General features: G+C 65.8%; 18 protein-coding genes. 11 read left to right on the forward strand and 7 right to left on the reverse strand.

Translation table 11 applies throughout. From position 1 onward, the window contains the following. Nucleotides 1–26: 26 nt before the first annotated feature. Nucleotides 27–761, reverse strand: a complete 735-nt coding sequence (locus AC1RQC_RS07715) for a FadR/GntR family transcriptional regulator (RefSeq protein ID WP_492807891.1) — start codon at nucleotides 759–761, stop codon at nucleotides 27–29. 227 nt (nucleotides 762–988) lie between these two features. Here AC1RQC_RS07715 and AC1RQC_RS07720 point away from each other — a divergent pair, with 227 nt between their 5' ends. From AC1RQC_RS07720 to AC1RQC_RS07755, 8 genes are all read left to right on the forward strand, one after another. Continuing rightward, nucleotides 989–1,573, forward strand: coding sequence for a DUF6817 domain-containing protein (locus AC1RQC_RS07720; RefSeq protein WP_492882873.1), 585 nt, complete (start codon nucleotides 989–991; stop codon nucleotides 1,571–1,573). Nucleotides 1,574–1,634: 61 nt separating this feature from the next. Further along, on the forward strand, nucleotides 1,635–2,147 hold the full coding sequence (locus AC1RQC_RS07725) for a GNAT family N-acetyltransferase (RefSeq protein ID WP_492882875.1): 513 nt from the start codon (nucleotides 1,635–1,637) through the stop codon (nucleotides 2,145–2,147). A gap of 211 nt (nucleotides 2,148–2,358) precedes the next feature. Next, a complete protein-coding gene (locus AC1RQC_RS07730) occupies nucleotides 2,359–2,871 on the forward strand; it encodes a DUF6622 family protein (RefSeq protein ID WP_492882877.1) in 513 nt (170 codons plus the stop codon). Between the two features lie 74 nt (nucleotides 2,872–2,945). Further along, nucleotides 2,946–3,854: a sterol desaturase family protein gene (locus tag AC1RQC_RS07735; RefSeq protein WP_492807897.1), complete on the forward strand. Its 909-nt coding sequence runs from the start codon at nucleotides 2,946–2,948 to the stop codon at nucleotides 3,852–3,854. Next, nucleotides 3,847–4,962, forward strand: coding sequence for a sensor histidine kinase (locus AC1RQC_RS07740; RefSeq protein ID WP_492373062.1), 1,116 nt, complete (start codon nucleotides 3,847–3,849; stop codon nucleotides 4,960–4,962). Before AC1RQC_RS07735 ends, AC1RQC_RS07740 begins: the two co-directional genes overlap by 8 nt. Before the next feature lie 34 nt (nucleotides 4,963–4,996). Then, the gene (locus tag AC1RQC_RS07745; protein WP_492373061.1) at nucleotides 4,997–5,815 is read left to right on the forward strand and encodes a LytR/AlgR family response regulator transcription factor; all 819 of its coding nucleotides are present in this window, start codon (nucleotides 4,997–4,999) and stop codon (nucleotides 5,813–5,815) included. Between the two features lie 219 nt (nucleotides 5,816–6,034). After that, nucleotides 6,035–6,292: a hypothetical protein gene (locus AC1RQC_RS07750; protein WP_492807902.1), complete on the forward strand. Its 258-nt coding sequence runs from the start codon at nucleotides 6,035–6,037 to the stop codon at nucleotides 6,290–6,292. A gap of 88 nt (nucleotides 6,293–6,380) precedes the next feature. After that, nucleotides 6,381–6,644 carry a hypothetical protein gene (locus tag AC1RQC_RS07755; RefSeq protein WP_492882880.1) on the forward strand — a complete coding sequence of 88 codons (264 nt, stop codon included), beginning with the start codon at nucleotides 6,381–6,383 and terminating at the stop codon, nucleotides 6,642–6,644. Nucleotides 6,645–6,713: 69 nt separating this feature from the next. Here the strand turns inward: AC1RQC_RS07755 and AC1RQC_RS07760 are convergent, their stop codons facing one another. Genes AC1RQC_RS07760 through AC1RQC_RS07780 form a run of 5 tightly spaced genes read right to left on the reverse strand, consistent with a single transcriptional unit; the run spans nucleotide 6,714 to nucleotide 13,536 of the window. Continuing rightward, nucleotides 6,714–7,298 carry a glycerol-3-phosphate responsive antiterminator gene (locus tag AC1RQC_RS07760; RefSeq protein ID WP_416049569.1) on the reverse strand — a complete coding sequence of 195 codons (585 nt, stop codon included), beginning with the start codon at nucleotides 7,296–7,298 and terminating at the stop codon, nucleotides 6,714–6,716. A 5-nt stretch (nucleotides 7,299–7,303) separates the two neighbouring features. Next, entirely contained in the window at nucleotides 7,304–8,857 is a 1,554-nt protein-coding gene (locus tag AC1RQC_RS07765; RefSeq protein WP_492882882.1) for an FAD-binding oxidoreductase, read from the reverse strand. After that, complete coding sequence (locus AC1RQC_RS07770) at nucleotides 8,854–10,533, reverse strand: glycerol-3-phosphate dehydrogenase/oxidase (protein WP_492882884.1); 1,680 nt, start codon at nucleotides 10,531–10,533, stop codon at nucleotides 8,854–8,856. Before AC1RQC_RS07770 ends, AC1RQC_RS07765 begins: the two co-directional genes overlap by 4 nt. A 22-nt stretch (nucleotides 10,534–10,555) precedes the next feature. Continuing rightward, on the reverse strand, nucleotides 10,556–12,079 hold the full coding sequence (locus tag AC1RQC_RS07775) for an FGGY family carbohydrate kinase (protein WP_492882886.1): 1,524 nt from the start codon (nucleotides 12,077–12,079) through the stop codon (nucleotides 10,556–10,558). Then, nucleotides 12,076–13,536 (reverse strand): MFS transporter, encoded by a 1,461-nt coding sequence (locus AC1RQC_RS07780; protein WP_492373055.1) that lies wholly within the window; start codon nucleotides 13,534–13,536, stop codon nucleotides 12,076–12,078. The genes AC1RQC_RS07775 and AC1RQC_RS07780 overlap by 4 nt, the downstream gene beginning before the upstream one ends. Nucleotides 13,537–13,860: 324 nt before the next feature. Here AC1RQC_RS07780 and AC1RQC_RS07785 point away from each other — a divergent pair, with 324 nt between their 5' ends. The 3 genes from AC1RQC_RS07785 (at nucleotide 13,861) to AC1RQC_RS07795 (ending at nucleotide 17,360) form a co-directional block, all read left to right on the forward strand. Then, nucleotides 13,861–14,997: a zinc-binding dehydrogenase gene (locus AC1RQC_RS07785; protein ID WP_492828988.1), complete on the forward strand. Its 1,137-nt coding sequence runs from the start codon at nucleotides 13,861–13,863 to the stop codon at nucleotides 14,995–14,997. Nucleotides 14,998–15,303: 306 nt separating this feature from the next. Beyond that, nucleotides 15,304–16,479 carry an ABC transporter substrate-binding protein gene (locus AC1RQC_RS07790; RefSeq protein ID WP_492882888.1) on the forward strand — a complete coding sequence of 392 codons (1,176 nt, stop codon included), beginning with the start codon at nucleotides 15,304–15,306 and terminating at the stop codon, nucleotides 16,477–16,479. An 11-nt stretch (nucleotides 16,480–16,490) separates the two neighbouring features. Further along, the gene (locus tag AC1RQC_RS07795) at nucleotides 16,491–17,360 is read left to right on the forward strand and encodes an NAD(P)-dependent oxidoreductase (protein ID WP_492373052.1); all 870 of its coding nucleotides are present in this window, start codon (nucleotides 16,491–16,493) and stop codon (nucleotides 17,358–17,360) included. A 29-nt stretch (nucleotides 17,361–17,389) separates the two neighbouring features. Here the strand turns inward: AC1RQC_RS07795 and AC1RQC_RS07800 are convergent, their stop codons facing one another. Then, entirely contained in the window at nucleotides 17,390–18,319 is a 930-nt protein-coding gene (locus tag AC1RQC_RS07800) for an alpha/beta hydrolase (protein WP_492373051.1), read from the reverse strand. Nucleotides 18,320–18,654: the final 335 nt, after the last annotated feature.

Consider the following 18,654-nt stretch of genomic DNA (forward strand, 5'->3'; position numbering starts at 1 on the left):
GGCGGGCGGGCCCGCGCGGCGGTGGCTTAGTCGCTAGGGCTCATCAGCAGGCTTGCCCGGTCGACGCGTGATTCGGCCTCAAGGGCCAGGGCTTCGGCGTGCTCCATATGCTCGTGCATGAGCGCGCGTGCACGGTCGGCATCGCGCGCGCGGAAGGCGTCCATCAGGCCCGTGTGGCTGTGGATGATTTCATCGTCGAAACGCTCGAAGCTGTCCTGCGCATTGCGCACGACGATCACGCGGCGAATGATGTCGTTGAGCAAGCGGCAGAACAGCGCCAGCATGGGGCTGCTGCACGCATCGGTCAGCCGGTCGTGAAACAGCAGGTCCGCTTCGCGCCGCTCGTTCCAGTCCGCGCTGCCTCCGTGCGCCGGATGGCTCAGCCCGATCAGCGCGTCGAGCTCGGCCAGGTCAGCGTCGGTCAGGCGCAGTGCGACGTTGGCAGCCAGTTCGGGCTCTACCGCGCGGCGCAAGGCGTACAGCGTGGCAATATCGACCGGCTGGAAGTACAGGAAATTGGAGACAGCCTCCAGGCACCGATCGTACGAGGGCTGCGCCAGCGTGGCGCCGCCGTTGGGCCCGGTGCTGACGGTAACCAGGCCCTGCACCTGCAGGGCGGCCAGCGCCTCGCGCACGGTCCCGCGCGCCACGCCCATCTGCTCGATGAGGGCCGCCTCCTGCGGCAGCTTATCGCCGACCTTCTGGTGAGTCTGGACGATCCAGCGCTTGATGTCGGTGACCACCTGGTCTGAGCGCTTCACGCGCCTGGTGCCAGAGATTTGGGGCTTGGGATCCTTGGACATCGCTTACAGCTTATTTATGATCATCATTATCAGGATTATGATCGGCTGGATGATTCTTCCAATACGGGTATTCCCGGTGCGCGGAGGGAGCGCCTACAACGCCCCGGCCCCACAGGCCCGCCCGGCACCAGCAAACGCTTGCGCATTGCCAATCGTGGCGCAGCTATCATTTGCCTGGTGCCCAAATGACGGCAAGCAAGAAAATGAACCGTGAGATCACCGACGCAGCCACGCTGCGCGACGCGCTATCAGAGTTGGGAGCGGATGACATCAATCACCACGGCCGCCCCCTGTCCGCGCATCTGATCGGAACCTATGCGCTTCTTGCCGCCTGGGGCAATCCCGACTTCGTTGCACGGGCCGGAGCATTCCACAGCATCTACGGCACGGAAGAGTTCGCGGCCAAGGCACATCCGCTTTCGCGCCGCGGGACGATTGCCGGCCTGATAGGGACCGAGGCGGAGAACCTTGCCTACGCCTTCTGCATCGCCGACCGCAGAGCGCTATACAACGTGCCGATCGAGGGCCCATTTCACAGGGTTGCGCCAAAGCATGGGCATCGGGTTGCAATCAGCAGAGGCACCTATGCAGCGCTGTTGGAAATCGAGGTGGCCAATATTGTCGAGCAAGCTGCAAACCAGAAGGGCGTTCCTCAAGCCGTGGTTCAATTCTGGCTGCGCGCATTTGAGTCACGGCGGCTGTTTCTTTCGCGTGGTGCCGTCGCGGCCTATCGGGTGGTACTAGCTGATTACAAGGCTCGTGGGGTGTAGAAAAGCCCGCATCAGCCAGAGACGTCCCCCGGCACCAATGCACTCCATAGACAAGGCTGCCATGCCAGAGACCCTGAAAATCCGGAAAGCGACCAAGGCAGATGCCCCGGCGCTTTGCTCGGCCGAGCGGACTATAGCCGCCACCCCCGGCCTGCTTATATCGCGGCAACATGAGTTCCACGAATCCGCATTCGCGCAAAAGATCGAAGTCCTCTCCACAAAGGGCGCCTATCTCGTAGCCGAGGTCAACGGCAAGCTGGTGGGCCACGCACTGCTTGAGCCGTTGGGACTGGAGTCCATTGCGCACGTGTTCACGCTGACGATCGTCGTCCATCCCGGGCACCTTGGCCTTGGGATCGGCACCGCGCTGATGGCAGCACTGCTTGCGTGGGCGGATCGCACACCGGCCGTCGAAAAGATCGAACTGCGCGTGCGCGAGACCAATAGGCGGGCTCGCATTCTCTATGCACGTTTTGGCTTTGTTCAGGAGGGACGTTTCGAGAAGCGGATACGTCTGCCCGATGGGTCATACCTGGCCGATATCTCCATGGCCAGATTTCCTCAGCCTGGATAGAGGCCAATTGGCGCCCCCCGAAAGCGAAGCCAGATACACCCGGCTCCGGCTACCTCGCCCGGGACCGGCAGCTACGCGCTGGCGACTCGACCTGCACCGCCCGCACTTCGCGACACCATCCGGCGTTTCATCGCACTGATCCGCACACCGAGCCGGCATCAGCCGAACATGAGCACCATCGCGTTTCCCCCTGACAAGACTGGTTGCCCTCATGCTCACTGAAATGCTCCACCACACGCCCCGATGGGTCTGGATCCTGCTCGCGGGCCTGATCGCGCTCGGCCTCTCGCAAACCGTCCCCAGGCGGATGACGCCGGCACGCGCCACGGCTGTGCCCGTGGCCATGGCGGCGGTCTCGCTGGGCGGCGTCATCTCGGCTTTCTCTGCGCAGCCGCTCGCGCTGCTTGGATGGGGAGTGGGTGTAGCTGTCGCGCTGGCGCTGGCCCACACCATCGGCGCCTGGAGCGGCATTCGCTGGCTGGAGGCCGATCGCCGCCTGCTGGTGCCCGCAAGCCGGGTGCCGCTGGCGTTGATCCTCTGCCTGTTCATCACCCGCTACGGCGTGAGCGTGGCCATGGCGGTAAACCCCGGCTTGCTGTGGCACGGCGGCGTGGCGATGCCGATCGGCTTTATCTATGGTGCCGTTAGCGGTATCTTCCTCTCACGTAGCCTGGTGACCTGGAGGCTGACCCGGCAGGCAATGCCCAACAGCGTGCCGGGCTGATCACTCAGGCCGCTACTGAAACCAGCCACTGAAGCCAGCAACCGCTATCCGGAACCACGTCCAGGTCTACAGCCATGAACGCACTCGATCAGTTTCAGCTGTTTATCGCGGCCCCGTCGGTACTGGCATTCGCCTTGATCGAGGCCATCGTCTTGTCGCGCCGCCAGCGCTACGACTGGCGGGCGTTCGGGGTGTCGGCGCTGGATCTGGTGGCGCGCATCGCGGTGGGCATTGCCTTGCCGCTGTCGATCGCGGCGCCGCTGGTGCGGCTGGCGTTCGAGCACCGCTGGATGACGATCCATCCCACCGGCTGGATCGCGTTGCCGCTGCTGTTTATCGGGCAGGAGTTCTGCTACTACTGGTATCACCGCGCGGCCCACAGGGTGCGGTGGTTCTGGAGCAACCACGCGGTGCACCACTCGCCGAACCAGCTGAACCTGTCGGCGGCATTTCGCATCGGGGTGCTCGGCAAGCTGACCGGCACGGCACTGTTCTTCGTACCGCTGGCCTGGATTGGCTTTGAGCCGCGAATCGTGTTTGCCGTGTTATCGCTGAACCTGCTCTATCAGTTCTGGATTCATGCGACGTGGATTCCGCGCTTGGGCTGGCTGGAGGGGATCTTCAATACGCCTTCGGCGCACCGGGTGCATCACGCATCCAACCTTGAGTACCTGGATGCGAACTATGGCGGTGTGCTGGTGGTGTTCGATCGCTTGTTCGGCACCTACGTGAAGGAGCGCGAGGACCTGCCCTGCCGGTATGGCCTTGTGCATCCGATCGAGAGCGCGAATCCGTTGCGCATCGAGTTCACGCAGTGGGTGCATCTGTTGCGCGACCTGGCCGGGGCGCGCAGCTTGCGCGCGTTCCTTGGGTACTTGTTCATGCCGCCGGGCTGGACGCCGCATGGCGAGGGCAGTACCACGGCGGAACTGCGCGCGCGGCGCCCGCAGGCTGAGATGCCGCAAGGCGTTGCTGGTGGCTGACATCCGGCCACAGCGCATCATGCGCTATCCCGCCAAGGAACTGGCCTGGCTGTTTCGCGAACTGCGGATTGGCGTGCCCGTGGCGTTCGGCTCCGCCGGCTTCTTCTCCGTCGTGTTCCGCGAGCCGTTTGGCATGAACCTGGCCTATGCCCTGTGCATCACGATGATGATACAGGCGCTGGTGAAGCTGGGCCGCTATGGCCTCACGCGCCGGCTGCCCAATGCCTCGCCGGGCGCTTCCACCACGCCGCGGCGCTGGCCGGACTGGAAGTGGATGTTTCCGTGGATCGTCGTATCTGGCGTGGTGGGCTATTTTGGCGGGCATGCGATTGCCAACGTGCTCACCGGTAGCCACGGCACGCCGTTGGAGCTGATGCGCAATCCGCGCGCCCTGCTGCTGAGCATGACGGTGGCGCTGGTGCTGGCGCTCGGCATCTCTTACTTCCACTATGCACGCGGGCGCATGGCGGCTGCGGACGCGCGGGTGCAGGCGGCCATGCGCAGCGCCGCGGAGAACCAGCTGCGCTTGCTGGAGTCGCAGCTGGAGCCGCACATGCTGTTCAATACGCTGGGCAACCTGCGCGTGATGATCGGGCAGGATCCGCAGCGCGCGCAAGAAATGCTGAACCAGGTGATCTCGTTCTTGCGCGCCACGCTGCAGGCGTCGCGCTCCGGCCCGCATCCGCTGTCATGCGAGTTCGATCGCATTGCCGACTACCTGGCGTTGATGCAGGTGCGCATGGGCGCGCGGCTGCAGGTCGAGCTCGACCTGCCCGCTGGCCTGGCCAACCTGCCTGTGCCGCCGCTACTGCTGCAGCCACTGGTTGAGAACGCCATCAAGCACGGGCTGGAGCCCATCGTCGCGGGCGGCTGGATCAAGGTGACGGCCCGCCGCGAAGGCGGCACGCTGGTGCTCGCCGTGCGCGACACCGGCGTGGGCTTGAGCGAGCTACCGCCTGGCTCTGACTGCTTTGGCACATCGCAGGTGCGCGAACGGCTCGCCCAGCTCTATGGCAAAGCCGCGAGCTTCCAGCTGCTGCGCGCCGGCGATTGCGGCGATGGCAGCGACGGCGGCACGCTGGCCATCGTGCGCCTTCCGCTATCCTGATTGACTGCCGCCCACCCTGCCCGATATCGCCTCCATGCAAACCACTGCCCTGATCGCCGAGGATGAAGCGCTGCTGGCCGCGGACCTCCAGGCGGAGCTGGCCCGCTTGTGGCCGACGCTTAACATCGTCGCAACCGTAGGCGACGGCGAGGCTGCCGTGGCGCAGGCGCTCGCGCTGCAGCCCGATCTGCTGTTCCTGGATATCCGCATGCCGGGTATGAGCGGACTGGAGGCAGCGCAGACGCTGGCCGAGGATTGGCCCGACTCGGCCAAGCCGTTCCCGCTGATCGTCTTCGTGACGGCTTACGACACATACGCCTTGCACGCATTCGAGCATGCGGCAGTCGATTACGTGCTAAAGCCCGTGCAGGCCGGCCGCCTGGCAAAAACCTGCGCGCGCCTGCAGGCCACGTTGCAACAGCGTGCGGCCCCGCAAGGCGCCCCGCCATCGCTGGACGCCGCCATGGATCAGTTGCGCGCGCTGCTTGGCGTTGGCATGCCCGCGCCGCCAGCCGCACCGGCGGCCAACCCGTTGCAGGTAATCCAGGCCAGCGCCGGCAATACCATCACGATGGTGCCGATTGACGAGGTGCTGTATTTCGAGGCCGCGGACAAGTATGTGCGGGTGGTCACCGCGCAGCGCGAGCACCTGATTCGCATGTCGCTGCGGGAGTTGCAGATGCGGATCGATCCGGCGTGCTTCTGGCAGGTCCACCGCAGCACCATCGTACGCTGCACGGCCATTGCCAGCGCGCTGCGCGATGACAGCGGCAAGCTCACACTGAGCTTGCGCGACCGGCCGGAAAAGCTGGGGGTCAGCCGGCTTTATGCGGACGCGTTCAAGGGGATGTAGGCGCAACGGTGTCGCGCAAGTCACGGACAAAAATCCTGCGCAGGTGTCTGTGCGCCGCCGACGCTTGCCCGGCGTGTTGGCGCGGCACCATCGTTTTCCACCGGATTTATGCCCGCCCGCGCACACTGCGCGGCGCCGGGCCATGGCATGCCGTGTGCGTGGTGAAGGGGGAGCGTCGAGCCCGGCGCTCTTCCACCGCAACCCACTCAGGAGAAGGCCATGTCCACCCTATCCATCGGAAACCTGCCTCGCCTCAGCGAGCTTGAGCAGGCCGCCCGGATCGCCGTGACCGGCGGCACCGGTGTCTACCCCATGCCCATGGTCGTCCGCAGGGACCCCGGCTATGGGGAATTTCCGAAGCTGCCCGGAATGCCGGAAATGCCTGCGATCCCGAACTCGTTCCCGTGCGGCTCGCCGAGCTATCACGGGCCGCTGATGTGGCCCGACTCCGGCGAGCCGAAGATCGTTCCTCTCTGACCCCTCCCCATTTATGTCACGAACGTCAAGAACGTCACGAGACCCAACGGCACGCAAGAGGCCGAACCCCGCTTTCAAGGAGCACACCATGCACAACAAATTTGCTGTTGCCACCCTCACCGCCGCAGCGCTTGCAGCGGCCTTGCTCGCCGGCGCCGCCCAGGCCGCCGGCCCCCAGGACCGTGCCCTCTACAGTGACCGCTATGGTGACCGCTATGGTGACCGCTACGGCTACAACTTCCGGGCCGGCAAAGTGGACCCATACACCGACGGCGGCCGCACCGGCAAGTTCGACTCGTTCGGCGAAGGCGCTCGCCAGGTTGACCCGTACACCGACGGCGCCAGGGCCTGAGTAGCGCCCGGCGAGCGAAAGCACGCGCAGGCGTGCTTTCGCTCGATCAGGCTTGAGGGCTTCAGAACCTCAGGACTTCAGCTCAGAGGGCTCCAGGTTCCACAGCTTGCTGTCGCTGGTGGACACCGCCACGGCGCCTTCCCGGATCGCGCTGCGGATGTCGTCCTTGTTGCAGACGAACCCCGAGGTCACGATAGGCGGCAGCGCCTTGCGGTCCTGGGTGGAAAGATGCGCGAGCATGGGCGCGGGCATCAGCTGCACCAGGTTGGGATCGCTTTGCTCCAGCGCCTTGACGCTGCGCGGCCAGGTCGAACGGTCGGTCACGAACACCTTCTGCATGGTGATCAGGCCGGCCCGGTTGGCGCGCTGGATGGTGGCCACCCGGGTCGAGACGAGACTGGTCACCCCGATATCGGCGAGATACTCGACGCCACCCTTGTCCTGCGACAGCCCTTCGCAGCTGTCGATATTGACGATGACGTACTTGCCGGCCTTGGTCAGCGTGGCCACCACGGGCTGCAACTTGCGCAGCTCCACGTTGGCAACGATGCAGACCTCGGCGTGGCTCTCGATCAGGATATCGGCCTGCTCGACACCGAAGAGCGTCGCGATAACCGGGTGCCGCGTCAGGCGTGCCCCGAGGGACTTATCCATGGTGCTTACCGATCCGGGTCGTGGGGCAGCGCGTCCGTCAGGCCGAGCTTTCCGGGGTTGAGGATGTTCTTGGGATCCAGCGCTTGTTTGACCGCCATCAGCACCGCAAACGCACTGCCCAGCGATTCGCGCATATACGGCGCGCGCAGCAGCCCGATGCCGTGATGGTGGCTCAACGCGGCATTGTATTTGATCAACACCGCGTTGGCGGCATCCCAGGCCTGGCGATACCACTTCGCCCGGTTCTCCACCTCGACCTCGCCGCGCAGCGAGAAGTACAGGCAGGCGCCGTCCACATAGGCATGCGACTGGTGCGCGGAGCCGGCCAGCGTGCCGGGCACGGCGTTGATGGCGTTGACCACATCCGTGTAGATGGCGGGCAGGTCGCTCCAGGGGCCGGACATCTCCAGCGTGTCGGCGACAAAGCCGGGGCTGCGCTTGAAGCCTTCCGCGCTCTTGCCGGTCAGGTAGCGCGTATCCAGCCAGCGCTCGAAGATCGCTTCGCTGTCCAGCGCATCGCCGAGCCCCTTGCACACGCCTTCGCTGATGGCCATCACGGCATCGACCATCTCGCGCGCGCCTTCGTCGGCGATCAGCAGCACGTTGGTGTCGGGCAGGTTGAACTGCACGCGGCTCTCGAGCTCGTCATACAGGCGCAGGGCTGCGGGATTGGCGCCACGCTGCATGATCTCGCGGCAGGCTTCCAGGCCGATGGCGAAGGTCTTGAAGCCATAGGCGATGGCGCGGCCGTAGTCCGGCAGCCGATGCAGCTTGAGGCGCACGCGCACGATCACGCCGAGCGTGCCCTCCGAGCCGATGAACAGTTGCTGCAGGTCCGAGCCGAGTGCTGCGCGCGAGTAACCACCCACGCTGATCAGGCTGCCGTCGGCCAGCACCACATCCATGCCGAAGACCATGTCCTCGATCTTGCCGTAGCGCGTGGAAAGCTGCCCGGCGCCGCGGCACGCCACCCAGCCGCCCACGGTGCTGATGGCGAAGGACGACGGCCAGTGGCCCATCGTCATGCCGTAGTCCTTCTGGATGGTCTGCTCGAACACGTCGCCGAACAGACCGGCTTCCACCTCGACGATCTGGCTTTCCCTGTCGAAGCCCAGCACCTTGTTCAGCTCGCACACGTCCAGCACGATGCCACCGCGCACCGGCAGCGCAGCGCCGGTGACATTGCTGCGGCCCGCCGACACCGTCAACGGGATCGCCGCAGCGTGCGCGATCCGCATGACGGCCTGGATCTGCGCGATCGTGGACACGCGCACGATGACGGCCTGCGGCGTGGCCGGCCGGCCCGCGGTCTCGGTCATCATGGAGCCGGCCCACCAATCGCGCGTCCAGGCCACCACGCTGGCGGCATCCGTCAGCACCTCATCGGCCACGCCGCGCAGCGCATCGATGTGCGCGGCGTCCACGGCGACGGCGTTGCGCTGCAGGCCGGGCATCCCGGCGGTTTCCTTGATGGTGGCCGCATAGGCCGGCGGCGTGTGCGCGCCGACGATGTAGTTGCCACGGTTGTAGCCGCGCTTGATGGCTTCCTTGCTGATCATTGTGCATCTCCCAGTAGAACGGATTTTTCATGTGCGACGGCAGCCAGGTAGTCATTGACCTGCTGCGCCACCACGGATTCGGACAGGCCAAGCTCGGCCTGCAGGATTGCGCCCACGCGGGACGCGGCGCGCGCCGAGGCATCGCGCGCCATCAGGCGGGCGCGGATGCGGCGCGAGAGCACATCGTCCACGCTCCCCGCCAGCTCGTGGCGCGCGGCGTAGACGATCTCCGCTTCGGTATAGGGAAGCCCTTCGACAATCGGCGCCTGAAGGCGCGCATCGCCCTGCAGGATGTCGCTGACAAAGCGGGCTTCCGTGCCATAACGCTCGCCCAGGTGGGCGGACAAGCCGCCGGAGGCCACGATGGCCTGCGCGTCGTATCCCGCGGCACCCAGCAGGTACGCGGATTTGGTCTGGCATCTGTTGCGCTGGCCAATCACTTTCTGGGCCGCGTCGATGGTTTGCTCGGCCATGTGCCGGGAGGTGGTCAGCTTGCCCCCGACAATGGTGACAAGGCCATCGGCGGCGGTATGGATCTCATGGTTGCGCTTGATCTCCAGCGTCTTGCCCCCCGGCGGCGCCACCAGCGGCCGGCAGCCCGCGATGCTACCCAGCACGTCTTTGGCCTGCAGGTCCGTCTTCAACGCCCAGCGCGCGCCGTCCAGCAGGAAATCGAGTTCCTCGCGGGTGCAGCAGACGTTGTCGAGATCGCCTTCGTAGTCTTCGTCCGTCGTGCCCAGGTAGGAGACGTTGCCCCAGCGTGTGATGGTGGCGCGGCGGTTGCGCCCCGGCACGGGGATGGTCACGGTGCAGTCGTTGCGGACCTTGAGCCAGGGAATGGCCACGTGCACGCCCTTGGCCGGGCGGATATGCAGCGTTTTTTCCTCGCCCTTCTTGCGGCCGGTCCAGTCACGCAGCCACACGCCTGTGGCCATGACGACGACGCCGGCCCTGGCGCGGATCTCTCGATCCCCGGCATGAATGATGGCGCCGTCGACCTTGCCGTGACCATTGCGCGTGATCTCCACCACCTTCGCGTGGTTGACCACTGCCGCGCCGTGAAAGGCCGCGGTGCGGGCGATGTTCAGCGTGAGCCGGGCATCGTCCACGCGCGCATCGAAGTACATGAAGCCGCCGAGCAGGTTATCCTCGTTGAAGGTCGGGCAATGCGACAGCACCTCGGCCTTGGTGAGCTTTTGATGCAGGATGCCTTCGCGCCAGCCGCCCGCCAGGTCGTAGGTCCAGAGCAGGCTCTCGAATGCCTTGGACAGGCGCTTGTCGAACACGCCGTCCTTCTCCATCACGGGAAAGAGGAACGGCAAGCGCTGCACGAGGTGCCGCGCATTCCTGCGCAGGCGTTGGCGCTCCAGCAGGGAATGACGCACCAGCCCAAGGTTGCCCTGCTCGATGTAACGCAACCCGCCATGCACCATCTTGGAGGACTTGGACGACGTGCCGGAGGCAAAGTCGTTTTTCTCCACCAGGGCAACGCGATAGCCGCGCAGGCTGGCATCCAACGCGGCATAGGCGCCGGTCACGCCGCCGCCGACGATGAGGATGTCGAAGGTCTCGCTGCCAAGGCGATCGAGCTGCGCCTGGCGCACCAGGCGCAGCGGTTCGGTGGATGTCATCCCGGCGCGGTCCCGGCTGGGACTTCTGGATGGAAAAACCATCATGTTTCGGCGATCTCCTGGCTGGTCAGTGGTGATGGAAGGTTTGCGCGTGGCGCAGCTCGGACGCGACCCGTGCGTGCCAGAGCGCGCGGCGCTCGCCGCGCTGGTCGGCGCCAAGGCGCGGCTCGAACACGGCATCGGTTTCATTGGTCGCGCGGGCGTCCTGCAGCGAGTCCCACAGCAGCCCCGACGAGCCCGCGAAGAAGGCGATGCCGCGCAAGCTGGCGCGATCGGTCTCGCGCATGCGCCGGATCGGCATGCCGGTCAGGTCCGCCTGGATCTGGAGCAGTGCGTCGCTGCCGGAGAGGCCGCCACCCACGATGAGTTCGGCCACGGGCACGCCGGCGACTTCCTCGTTAGCCTCCATGCAGGACGACACCGCATGCGCGATGCCTTCCAGGACGGCGTAGGCCACCTCGGCCTGCGTGCTTGCGATCGAGATGCCCGTCAGCGACGCGCGGGCTTCGGGTTGCATCTGCGGGACGCGCAGCCCGGTGAGCGCGGGCAGGAAGGTCACGCCGCGCGCGGAGTCGACGGTGGCGGCCAGCGCGCTGATCTGCTTCGCGCTCTCGAACCAGCGCAGCTTCTCGCAAACCCAGTTCAGCGCGGAGCCCGTGGTGGCGACGAAGGTCTCCACGGAAAGATGCGAGACATCGTGCTGCCGGCGCGCGGTCATGGTCAGGGTGCCGTCGTACAGGCCGGCCTTGGCCGGTGGCTGCGGCCCGATCACCAGGTCCACGAAGCTGCCGGTGCCATGCACGCACATCGACTGCCCGCGCTCCAGGCATCCGAGCCCCGCAGCGCCGGCAAGCTGGTCGCCCGCGCAAGCGAGGATCGGCACGTCGATGCCCAGCAGCTCGGCGCGCGTGCGCCCGAAATCGTCGGCGTCCTGGCGCAACGCGGGCAGCAGCGTGTGCGGGAAACCCAGCGCATCGAGCCAGTCAAGGTGATAGCGGTGCCCCGCCAGCACGTAGGCGCTGGCGGAGGTGGCGTTGGTCGGCGTGGTCACGCAGGCGCGCTCGCTCGACAGATGCCAGAGCAGCCAGGTGTCGATGGTGCCAAACGCCAGGCTGCCCGCGCGGAACGCCTCGGCCACCTCGGGCGTGTCCCGCAGATGGCGCGCGGCCCAGAGGTAGGGAGAACGCACGCCGACCGGGCGCCCGACCTGCTCGAGCAGCGTCTTGTCCCAGGCCGGCGCCAGCGCGCTGAGCTCGCTGACATAGCGCGTGTCCTGCCAGACCATGGCGGGCACGATCGCCCTCCCGCTGCGGGTATCCCACAGCACCGCGGTGGCACGCTGCGTGGCAATGCCCAGCGCGACGATGCGCAACTGCGCTTGCTGCGCGCGTGCGATGGTGGCGCGGCAGACGGCGATCGTCTTTGCCAGTATCGCGTTGGCATCTTGCTCGACCACGCCTGGCCGTGGCGCGTCCACCTGCAGCGTCGTGTACTCGAGGCACGAGACATGGCCGTCGGCGGCAACCACGGCCGCCCGCGTGCCGGACGTGCCTTCGTCGATGGCGAGTATGACGTTCCTGTTGGTCTTCATCGTTGGGATTTCTCTATCGCCGGGTTGAGGAACGCCGGGGCCGGCGCCTCGTCGCCGCCAAATTGCGGGGCGTCGGCTTCGTTGTCAGGATGGATGGTGGTGCGCGTCGGGTCCCACTTGATGGCAAAGCAGATGATGCTGGCCGTCAGCGGCACGATCGAAAGGATGAGAAAGGTCGTCTCCAGGCCGTATTTCTCCCGGAAGAGCGGGAAGATCAACAGGCCCAGTGCGGCGCCGGTTGAGCCCAGTGCACCGATGATGCCGTTGGCCCCCGCGCGCAGTTCGCTGCGAAACGACAGCGACGAAAGGCTCTTGCCGTTGGCGCCGGGACCGCCTGAATGGAAAAGGATGAACAGCGACGGCACGATCACCGCCACCCAGATCGGCATCTTGCCGTTGAACAGGCCGAGGATCAGCAGCATGACGAAGACGGCCGCGAAACCAAAGGCGGAAGCACGGCGCAAACCCAGCTTGCGCCCGATCAGCGGCGACATGAAACCACCAAGGATGCCAAAGACATTGAAGACCAGCGCACCCACCGTGGCATAGACAAAGTCCTTGCCGAACAGCGCCGCGCTGATCAGCGGCAGATACCAGCCCACCGCGAAATACTGGATGGATTGCCCGATCTGCACCGTCGCCGCAAGAATGGTGCGCGGCAAATAGACACCGCGAAAGATCAGCAGCACATTGGCCAGCCCGCGCTTTGCCTGGTTCAGCACGGGCAGGCGCTCATCCACCGGCGCGGCGGCAAAGGGACGGCCATAGATCCGCGTCATTGCCCTGGCGGCGTCGACCAACCGCTCCTTGCGCGCCAGCCAGATCGGGCTCTCCACCAGGAACGCAAGCTGCAGCACCAGGATGCCAAGCCCGAAGATGGCGGTGGCCGCCACGGAGTAACGCCAGATGGCGTCGCCCACATTCCACCAATGGAACAACAACGCCAGCAGCAAATTGCTGCAGACCGCGGTGTACCACATGCCCTGCCAGGTATTGAGCCGGCTCTTCAGCCTGACCGGCGTGAACTCGGCCAGCACCGCCATGGCGATGGCAAAGTCGATACCGTAGGCCGCGCCGACAAAGAAGCGCCCAACGAGGATCACTTCGAAGCCAGGCGCGAACACCACCAGCAGCGCGCCGATCACCGCCAGGAATTTCGCGAGTATCAGCGGGCGGATGCGGCCCCACCGGTCCGCCATCCATCCGCCGATGGGATTGAAGGCGATCGCGACCCACGAAGCAAACGACGTCAGCAGCGCGACTTGCGAAGCGGCAAGCTGCAGGTTCCGCGTCATGGGCCCGAGCCCGGCGCTCAATGCGGAATTGGAAAATGCGTCCAGGAACAATCCTCCCAGCGCGAGCCACCAGATGAGGCCGGCTCTACCTTTTATGCCTGGGCAGGAATCAATAAACGAGATGACATCATCGATGCCACGGATCTTGATCGTGGATTGCACAGCGGTCTCCTTGTTTTATTTCTGTAAGAGGCCGAGCAATCTGCACGCAGGAAGAGACCATCTTACAGATGGTCTCTTATCTAGATCTGTAGGCGAACTCTAGGTTGAAAGGTTCAGGGTGTCAAGGAGGGGAATCGCGGGGACGGGGGGATTTCTGCCCACCTCTATCAGTGCGATGCATGATCACCCGTCGGCTCGCGCATAACCTGGATTTCCGGTCCAGTACGGGTTCCACAAGAACTTGCTACATTGCTGACTGCTGGCGAAAACGGCCTCACGCGGCCGCCCCGCTCACCGCAAACCGACTTACCAAGGAGACATCAAATGCACACCGCACTTCAACTTCGTTCGCTAATCAAAAGCAGCGGTGAACTCGTGCTGTCGCTGGACAGCATCGACACGCCGCAACCCGGCCCGGATGAAGTGCTCATCCGCATTGAAGCCTCTCCCCTCAACCCGTCCGATCTTGGCCTGCTGTTCGGTGCGGCCGACATGAGCACGGCCAAGGCCAGCGGCACGGCAGAGCGCCCGGTAGTCACCGCGCGCGTCCCGGAAGCCGCGATGCGCGGCATGGCAGGCCGCCTCGATGCTTCCATGCCGGTTGGCAATGAGGGCGCGGGCGTGGTCGTCGAGGCCGGCTCGTCCCCCGCGGCGCAAGCGTTGCTGGGCAAGACCGTGGCTGCCATCGGCGGCGCGATGTACTCGCAGTACCGCTGCATTCCGGCGGACCAGTGCCTGGTCCTGCCCGAAGGCGCCACGCCCGCCGATGGCGCGTCGTCATTCGTCAATCCGCTCACCGCGCTGGGCATGGTCGAGACCATGCGGCGCGAAGGGCATAGCGCCCTGGTGCACACCGCCGCGGCTTCCAACCTGGGCCAGATGCTCAACCAGATCTGCCTCAAGGATGGCATCAAGCTGGTGAACATCGTGCGCAAAGAAGAGCAGGCGGACCTGCTCAAGGCACAGGGTGCGGTCTACGTGTGCAACACCGCGTCGCCCACATTCATGCAGGACCTCACCGAGGCACTCGTCGCCACTGGCGCAACCATCGCGTTCGACGCCACGGGCGGCGGCAAGCTCGGCGGCCAGATCCTCACCTGCATGGAAGCGGCCTTGAACAAGACGGCCCGCGAATACAGCCGCTATGGCTCGGCCACCCACAAGCAGGTCTACCTCTACGGCGGCCTGGACACCAGCCCGACCGAGTTCAACCGCGGCTTCGGCATGGCGTGGGGCATGGGCGGCTGGCTGTTGTTCCCGTTCCTGCAGAAGATCGGGCGCGAGCGGGCCAACGAACTCAAGCAGCGCGTGGTGGCGGAGCTGAAAACCACCTTTGCCAGCCATTACTCGAAGGAGATCTCGCTGGCCGAGGTGCTGGACCTGGACGTGATCGCGGTCTACAACAAGCGCGCGACGGGCGAGAAGTACCTGATCAACCCGAACAAGGGCCTGGCAGGGTAAGTCATCCCGGGGCGCCTTGCGCGCCCACCGTGTCAAGTATCAGCCGCTGCGCCGCGGCCAGCGGCGCTGGTCGGCTCCATGGATCCTGGCAACTCGGCCACGGCTCTGTCTGGCAGCGCCAGGTACGGCTATCGCCTGCTGGCCGTCATGGCCGCGTCCAGTCTCACCGCCATGCTCCTCTACAATGGATCACCGAGCGCGTTCAAGGCGTGGACCGGTAGTGCGCCGGGCGCGCATCGGCGAGTCGGGAGCGGTAGCTGGCCGCTGCCGATTTACATAACGAGAAACACAGAGGAGAGACAACCCGTGCCCCACCCGCTCATCCGCACCGCCCTGTTGTCCACCGCCCTTCTGCTCGCTTGCCTCAAGGCCCTCCCCGCCCACGCCGACATCCGCGTGGGCATTGACGTCTCCACCACCGGCCCGGCCGCCTCCATCGGCATCCCGTCCAAGAACACGATCATGATGTGGCCGCAGACCCTGGGCGGCCAGCGCGCGCAGTACGTGATCCTGGACGATGGTTCCGACCCGGCCGCGGCCGTGCGCAATGTGCGCAAGCTGATCTCCGAGGAAAAGGTAGATGTGGTGGTGGGCCCCAACATCACGCCCACCGCCATTGCTGCGCTGGATGCCGTGGCGGAGGGCGAGACGCCGATGGTGGCGCTGGCTGCGTCGGCTGCCATCATCGAGCCGCAGTCGGACCCCAAGCGGCGCTGGGCGTTCAAGATGCCGCAAAACGATTCGCATATGGCTACGGTCCTGACCGAGTACATGAGCAACCACGGCATCAGGACGGTCGGCTTCATCGGCTTCAACGATGCCTACGGCGAGAGCTGGTGGCGCGAGTTCTCCAAGCTGGCGGAGGTGCGCAAGCTCAAGGTGGTGGCCAATGAGCGCTTCTCGCGCAACGATACCTCGGTGACCGGCCAGGTGCTCAAGCTGATGGCGGCCACCCCGGATGCAATCCTGATTGCCGGCGCGGGCACGCCGTCGGTATTGCCGCAGAAGACCCTGGCCGAGCGCGGCTACAAGGGCAAGGTGTATCAGACGCACGGCATCGCCGCCTGGGATTTCCTGCGGGTAGGCGGCAAGGATGTGGAAGGCACGCTGTTCCCGACCGGGCCGGTGGTGGTGGCGCGGCAGTTGCCGGACGGCCATCCGGTAAAGAAGGTGGCGCTGGATTTCGTGACGCGCTATGAAGCGAAGTACGGCACGGACAGCATCACGCAATTCGCCGGCGATGCCTGGGGCGCGTGGATCCTGCTGGACGATGCCGCGCGCCGTGCCGGCAAGAGCGGCGCGCAGCCGGGCACGCGCGAGTTCCGCCACGCCATGCGCGATGCGCTGGAGACCACCACCAACCTGACCATTCCCAATGGCGTGATGAACCTGAGCGCGATGGACCATCAGGGCTTTGACCAGCGCTCGCGCGTAATGGGTGTGATCCGCGACGGCAAGTTTGCCTACGCGTCAGACAAGTAAGGATGTTTGAGATGAACGATACGACGATTGGCTTTATCGGCCTTGGTGCCATGGGCACGCCGATGGTGCGTCACCTGCTCGCCGGCGGCCACGCCGTGCGCGTCTATGTGCGCCGCCCCGAGGCCGCCGACGCGGCCCGCGCGCTTGGCGCCGTGCCCTGCACCACGCCGGCGCAAGCCGCGCGCGGCGCCTCGGTGGTGTTTACCAACGTCACGTCATCGGACGATGTGCAGGCCGTGCTGCTGGGCGAGCACGGCGTGATCGAAGGCGCGGCGCCGGGCACCATCTGCATCGACCACAGCACCATCTCGCCCATCGTCACCCGCGAGATTGCCGCCAGGCTGGCCGAGCGCGGCATCGAAGCACTGGACTGTCCGGTCTCCGGCGGCACGGTCGGCGCCGAGGCCGCCAGCCTCACCATCATGGTGGGCGGCAAGGCCGAGATGCTGGAGCGCGTGCGGCCGCTGCTCGCGCTGCTCGGCAAGACCATCACCCACATCGGCGATCATGGCGCGGGGCAAGTCGCCAAGCTGTGCAACCAGATCGCGCAGGTGGTCAATATCGAAGGCATTGCCGAAGCCATGCGCTTCGCGCAGGCGCAGCAGGTGGACAGCGGCCGCGTGCTGCAAGCCATGGCCACCGGCATGGCCGGCAGCCGCATGCTCGACATGATGGGACCGAAGATGGTCGCCCACGACTTTGCCCCCGGTATCGAAGCGCGGCTGCACGACAAGGACTTCGGCCTGGCCGCGCAGATTGCACGCCAGCTCGGGCTGGAGCTGCCGGCCATGCAAGCCACCTCGCGCCAGCTCGGCACGCTGATGGAAAAGGGCTGGGGCAAGGACGATACGTCGTCGCTACTGCGGGTGCTGGAGGGCTGAATGGCCGAAGAGTGGCCAAAGAGGAGACGCTAAGCCACCCCCATCATCCGCCGCACAGCCAGCAGCAGCGGGCTGTCCTTGTCGGCGAAATCATGCATCACGTTGAAATGGTGCCTGTCGGGCATCGGCACATGCGCCGCGCCCGCTGCCTGCGCGTTGGCGGGCCAGCCGGCGCGCAGCAGATCGGTCTGCCGGTGGTATTCGCCCGGCTCCAGCCCGCCCACCGCGGTGACCAGCGGCGCAGCCGTGGCCGGCGGCAGGAAGGCCGGCGAGAGCCGGTCGACATCCCCTTCCGACAGCTTCAGGTCGACCTGCAGGAAATCCGCCCGGCGCAGCGGCTCCAGGTCATGCAGGCCGCTGACCGAGACCACGCCCTTGACCAGGTCGGCCGGCAGATCGCTGCCTACGCGCGGCCATAGCGTGGTGAGCATCATCGCGGCCATGTGACCGCCAACGGAATGCCCGCCCACGAAAATGCGCGCTTTGTCGTGGCCAAGCCGGCCGGACTCCCGGTACAGCCACGCCACGCTGCGCACGGCCTGCAGCACGATGGTCTCCACCGTCACCGCCGGGCATAGCGAGTAATTGATCACCGCCACCGACACGCCGCAGTGCGGCAACGCATTGGCCACCAGGCTGTGGTCGCGCTTGTCCAGCGCGCGCCAGTAGCCGCCATGGAGGAACACCAGCAGCGGCGGCGGCCCATCGGTGGCGCCCGGCTCGGCCGGAAAGTAATCGAGCCGCTCGTCCGCCGCGTGCGGGCCAGGCTCGGCACCGGCATAGCTCAGGTCCTCCAGCCAGCCGGCGCGCTTGCGCACCTGCAGCGACAACGCCGCCCAGTGGGCCATGTGGGCGGCATTGTCGGGCACGTTGGCCCGGTTGTTGTATTCGCGTGCATAGAAGGCGGGATCCTGCGACGGCAGCTGTGCAAGGCTGGCGAGGGAGGGCTGGGCTGACATGTGGCTCCGGGGTGGATGGGAGAAACCGGGCGGCGCCACGGCTCCAAGCATGCTAGCGCGTTCGCACAGCGTCAGATATCGACAACTTCCCGGATATCTGCCCTACCGTCCCCATCGCCCTATCGTCGTCTAACGCCATCCGCGCGCCGGCCAGGACCACCTGCCGGGTCCGCGCCCCTGGCGCTTCGCCCGTGTAAAGGCATCGCCTCGCGCTGAAGATTTGGGGTGACCACAAGGGAGCCCCTATACCCATACCCCTACCCATACCCCTACCAATACCCCTACCAATATTGCCTCCAAATTCAAGACTTTTCCTATTCTATTTTTTTCCCGCG

Source organism: Cupriavidus sp. GW822-FHT03E04 (genome assembly GCF_058801495.1).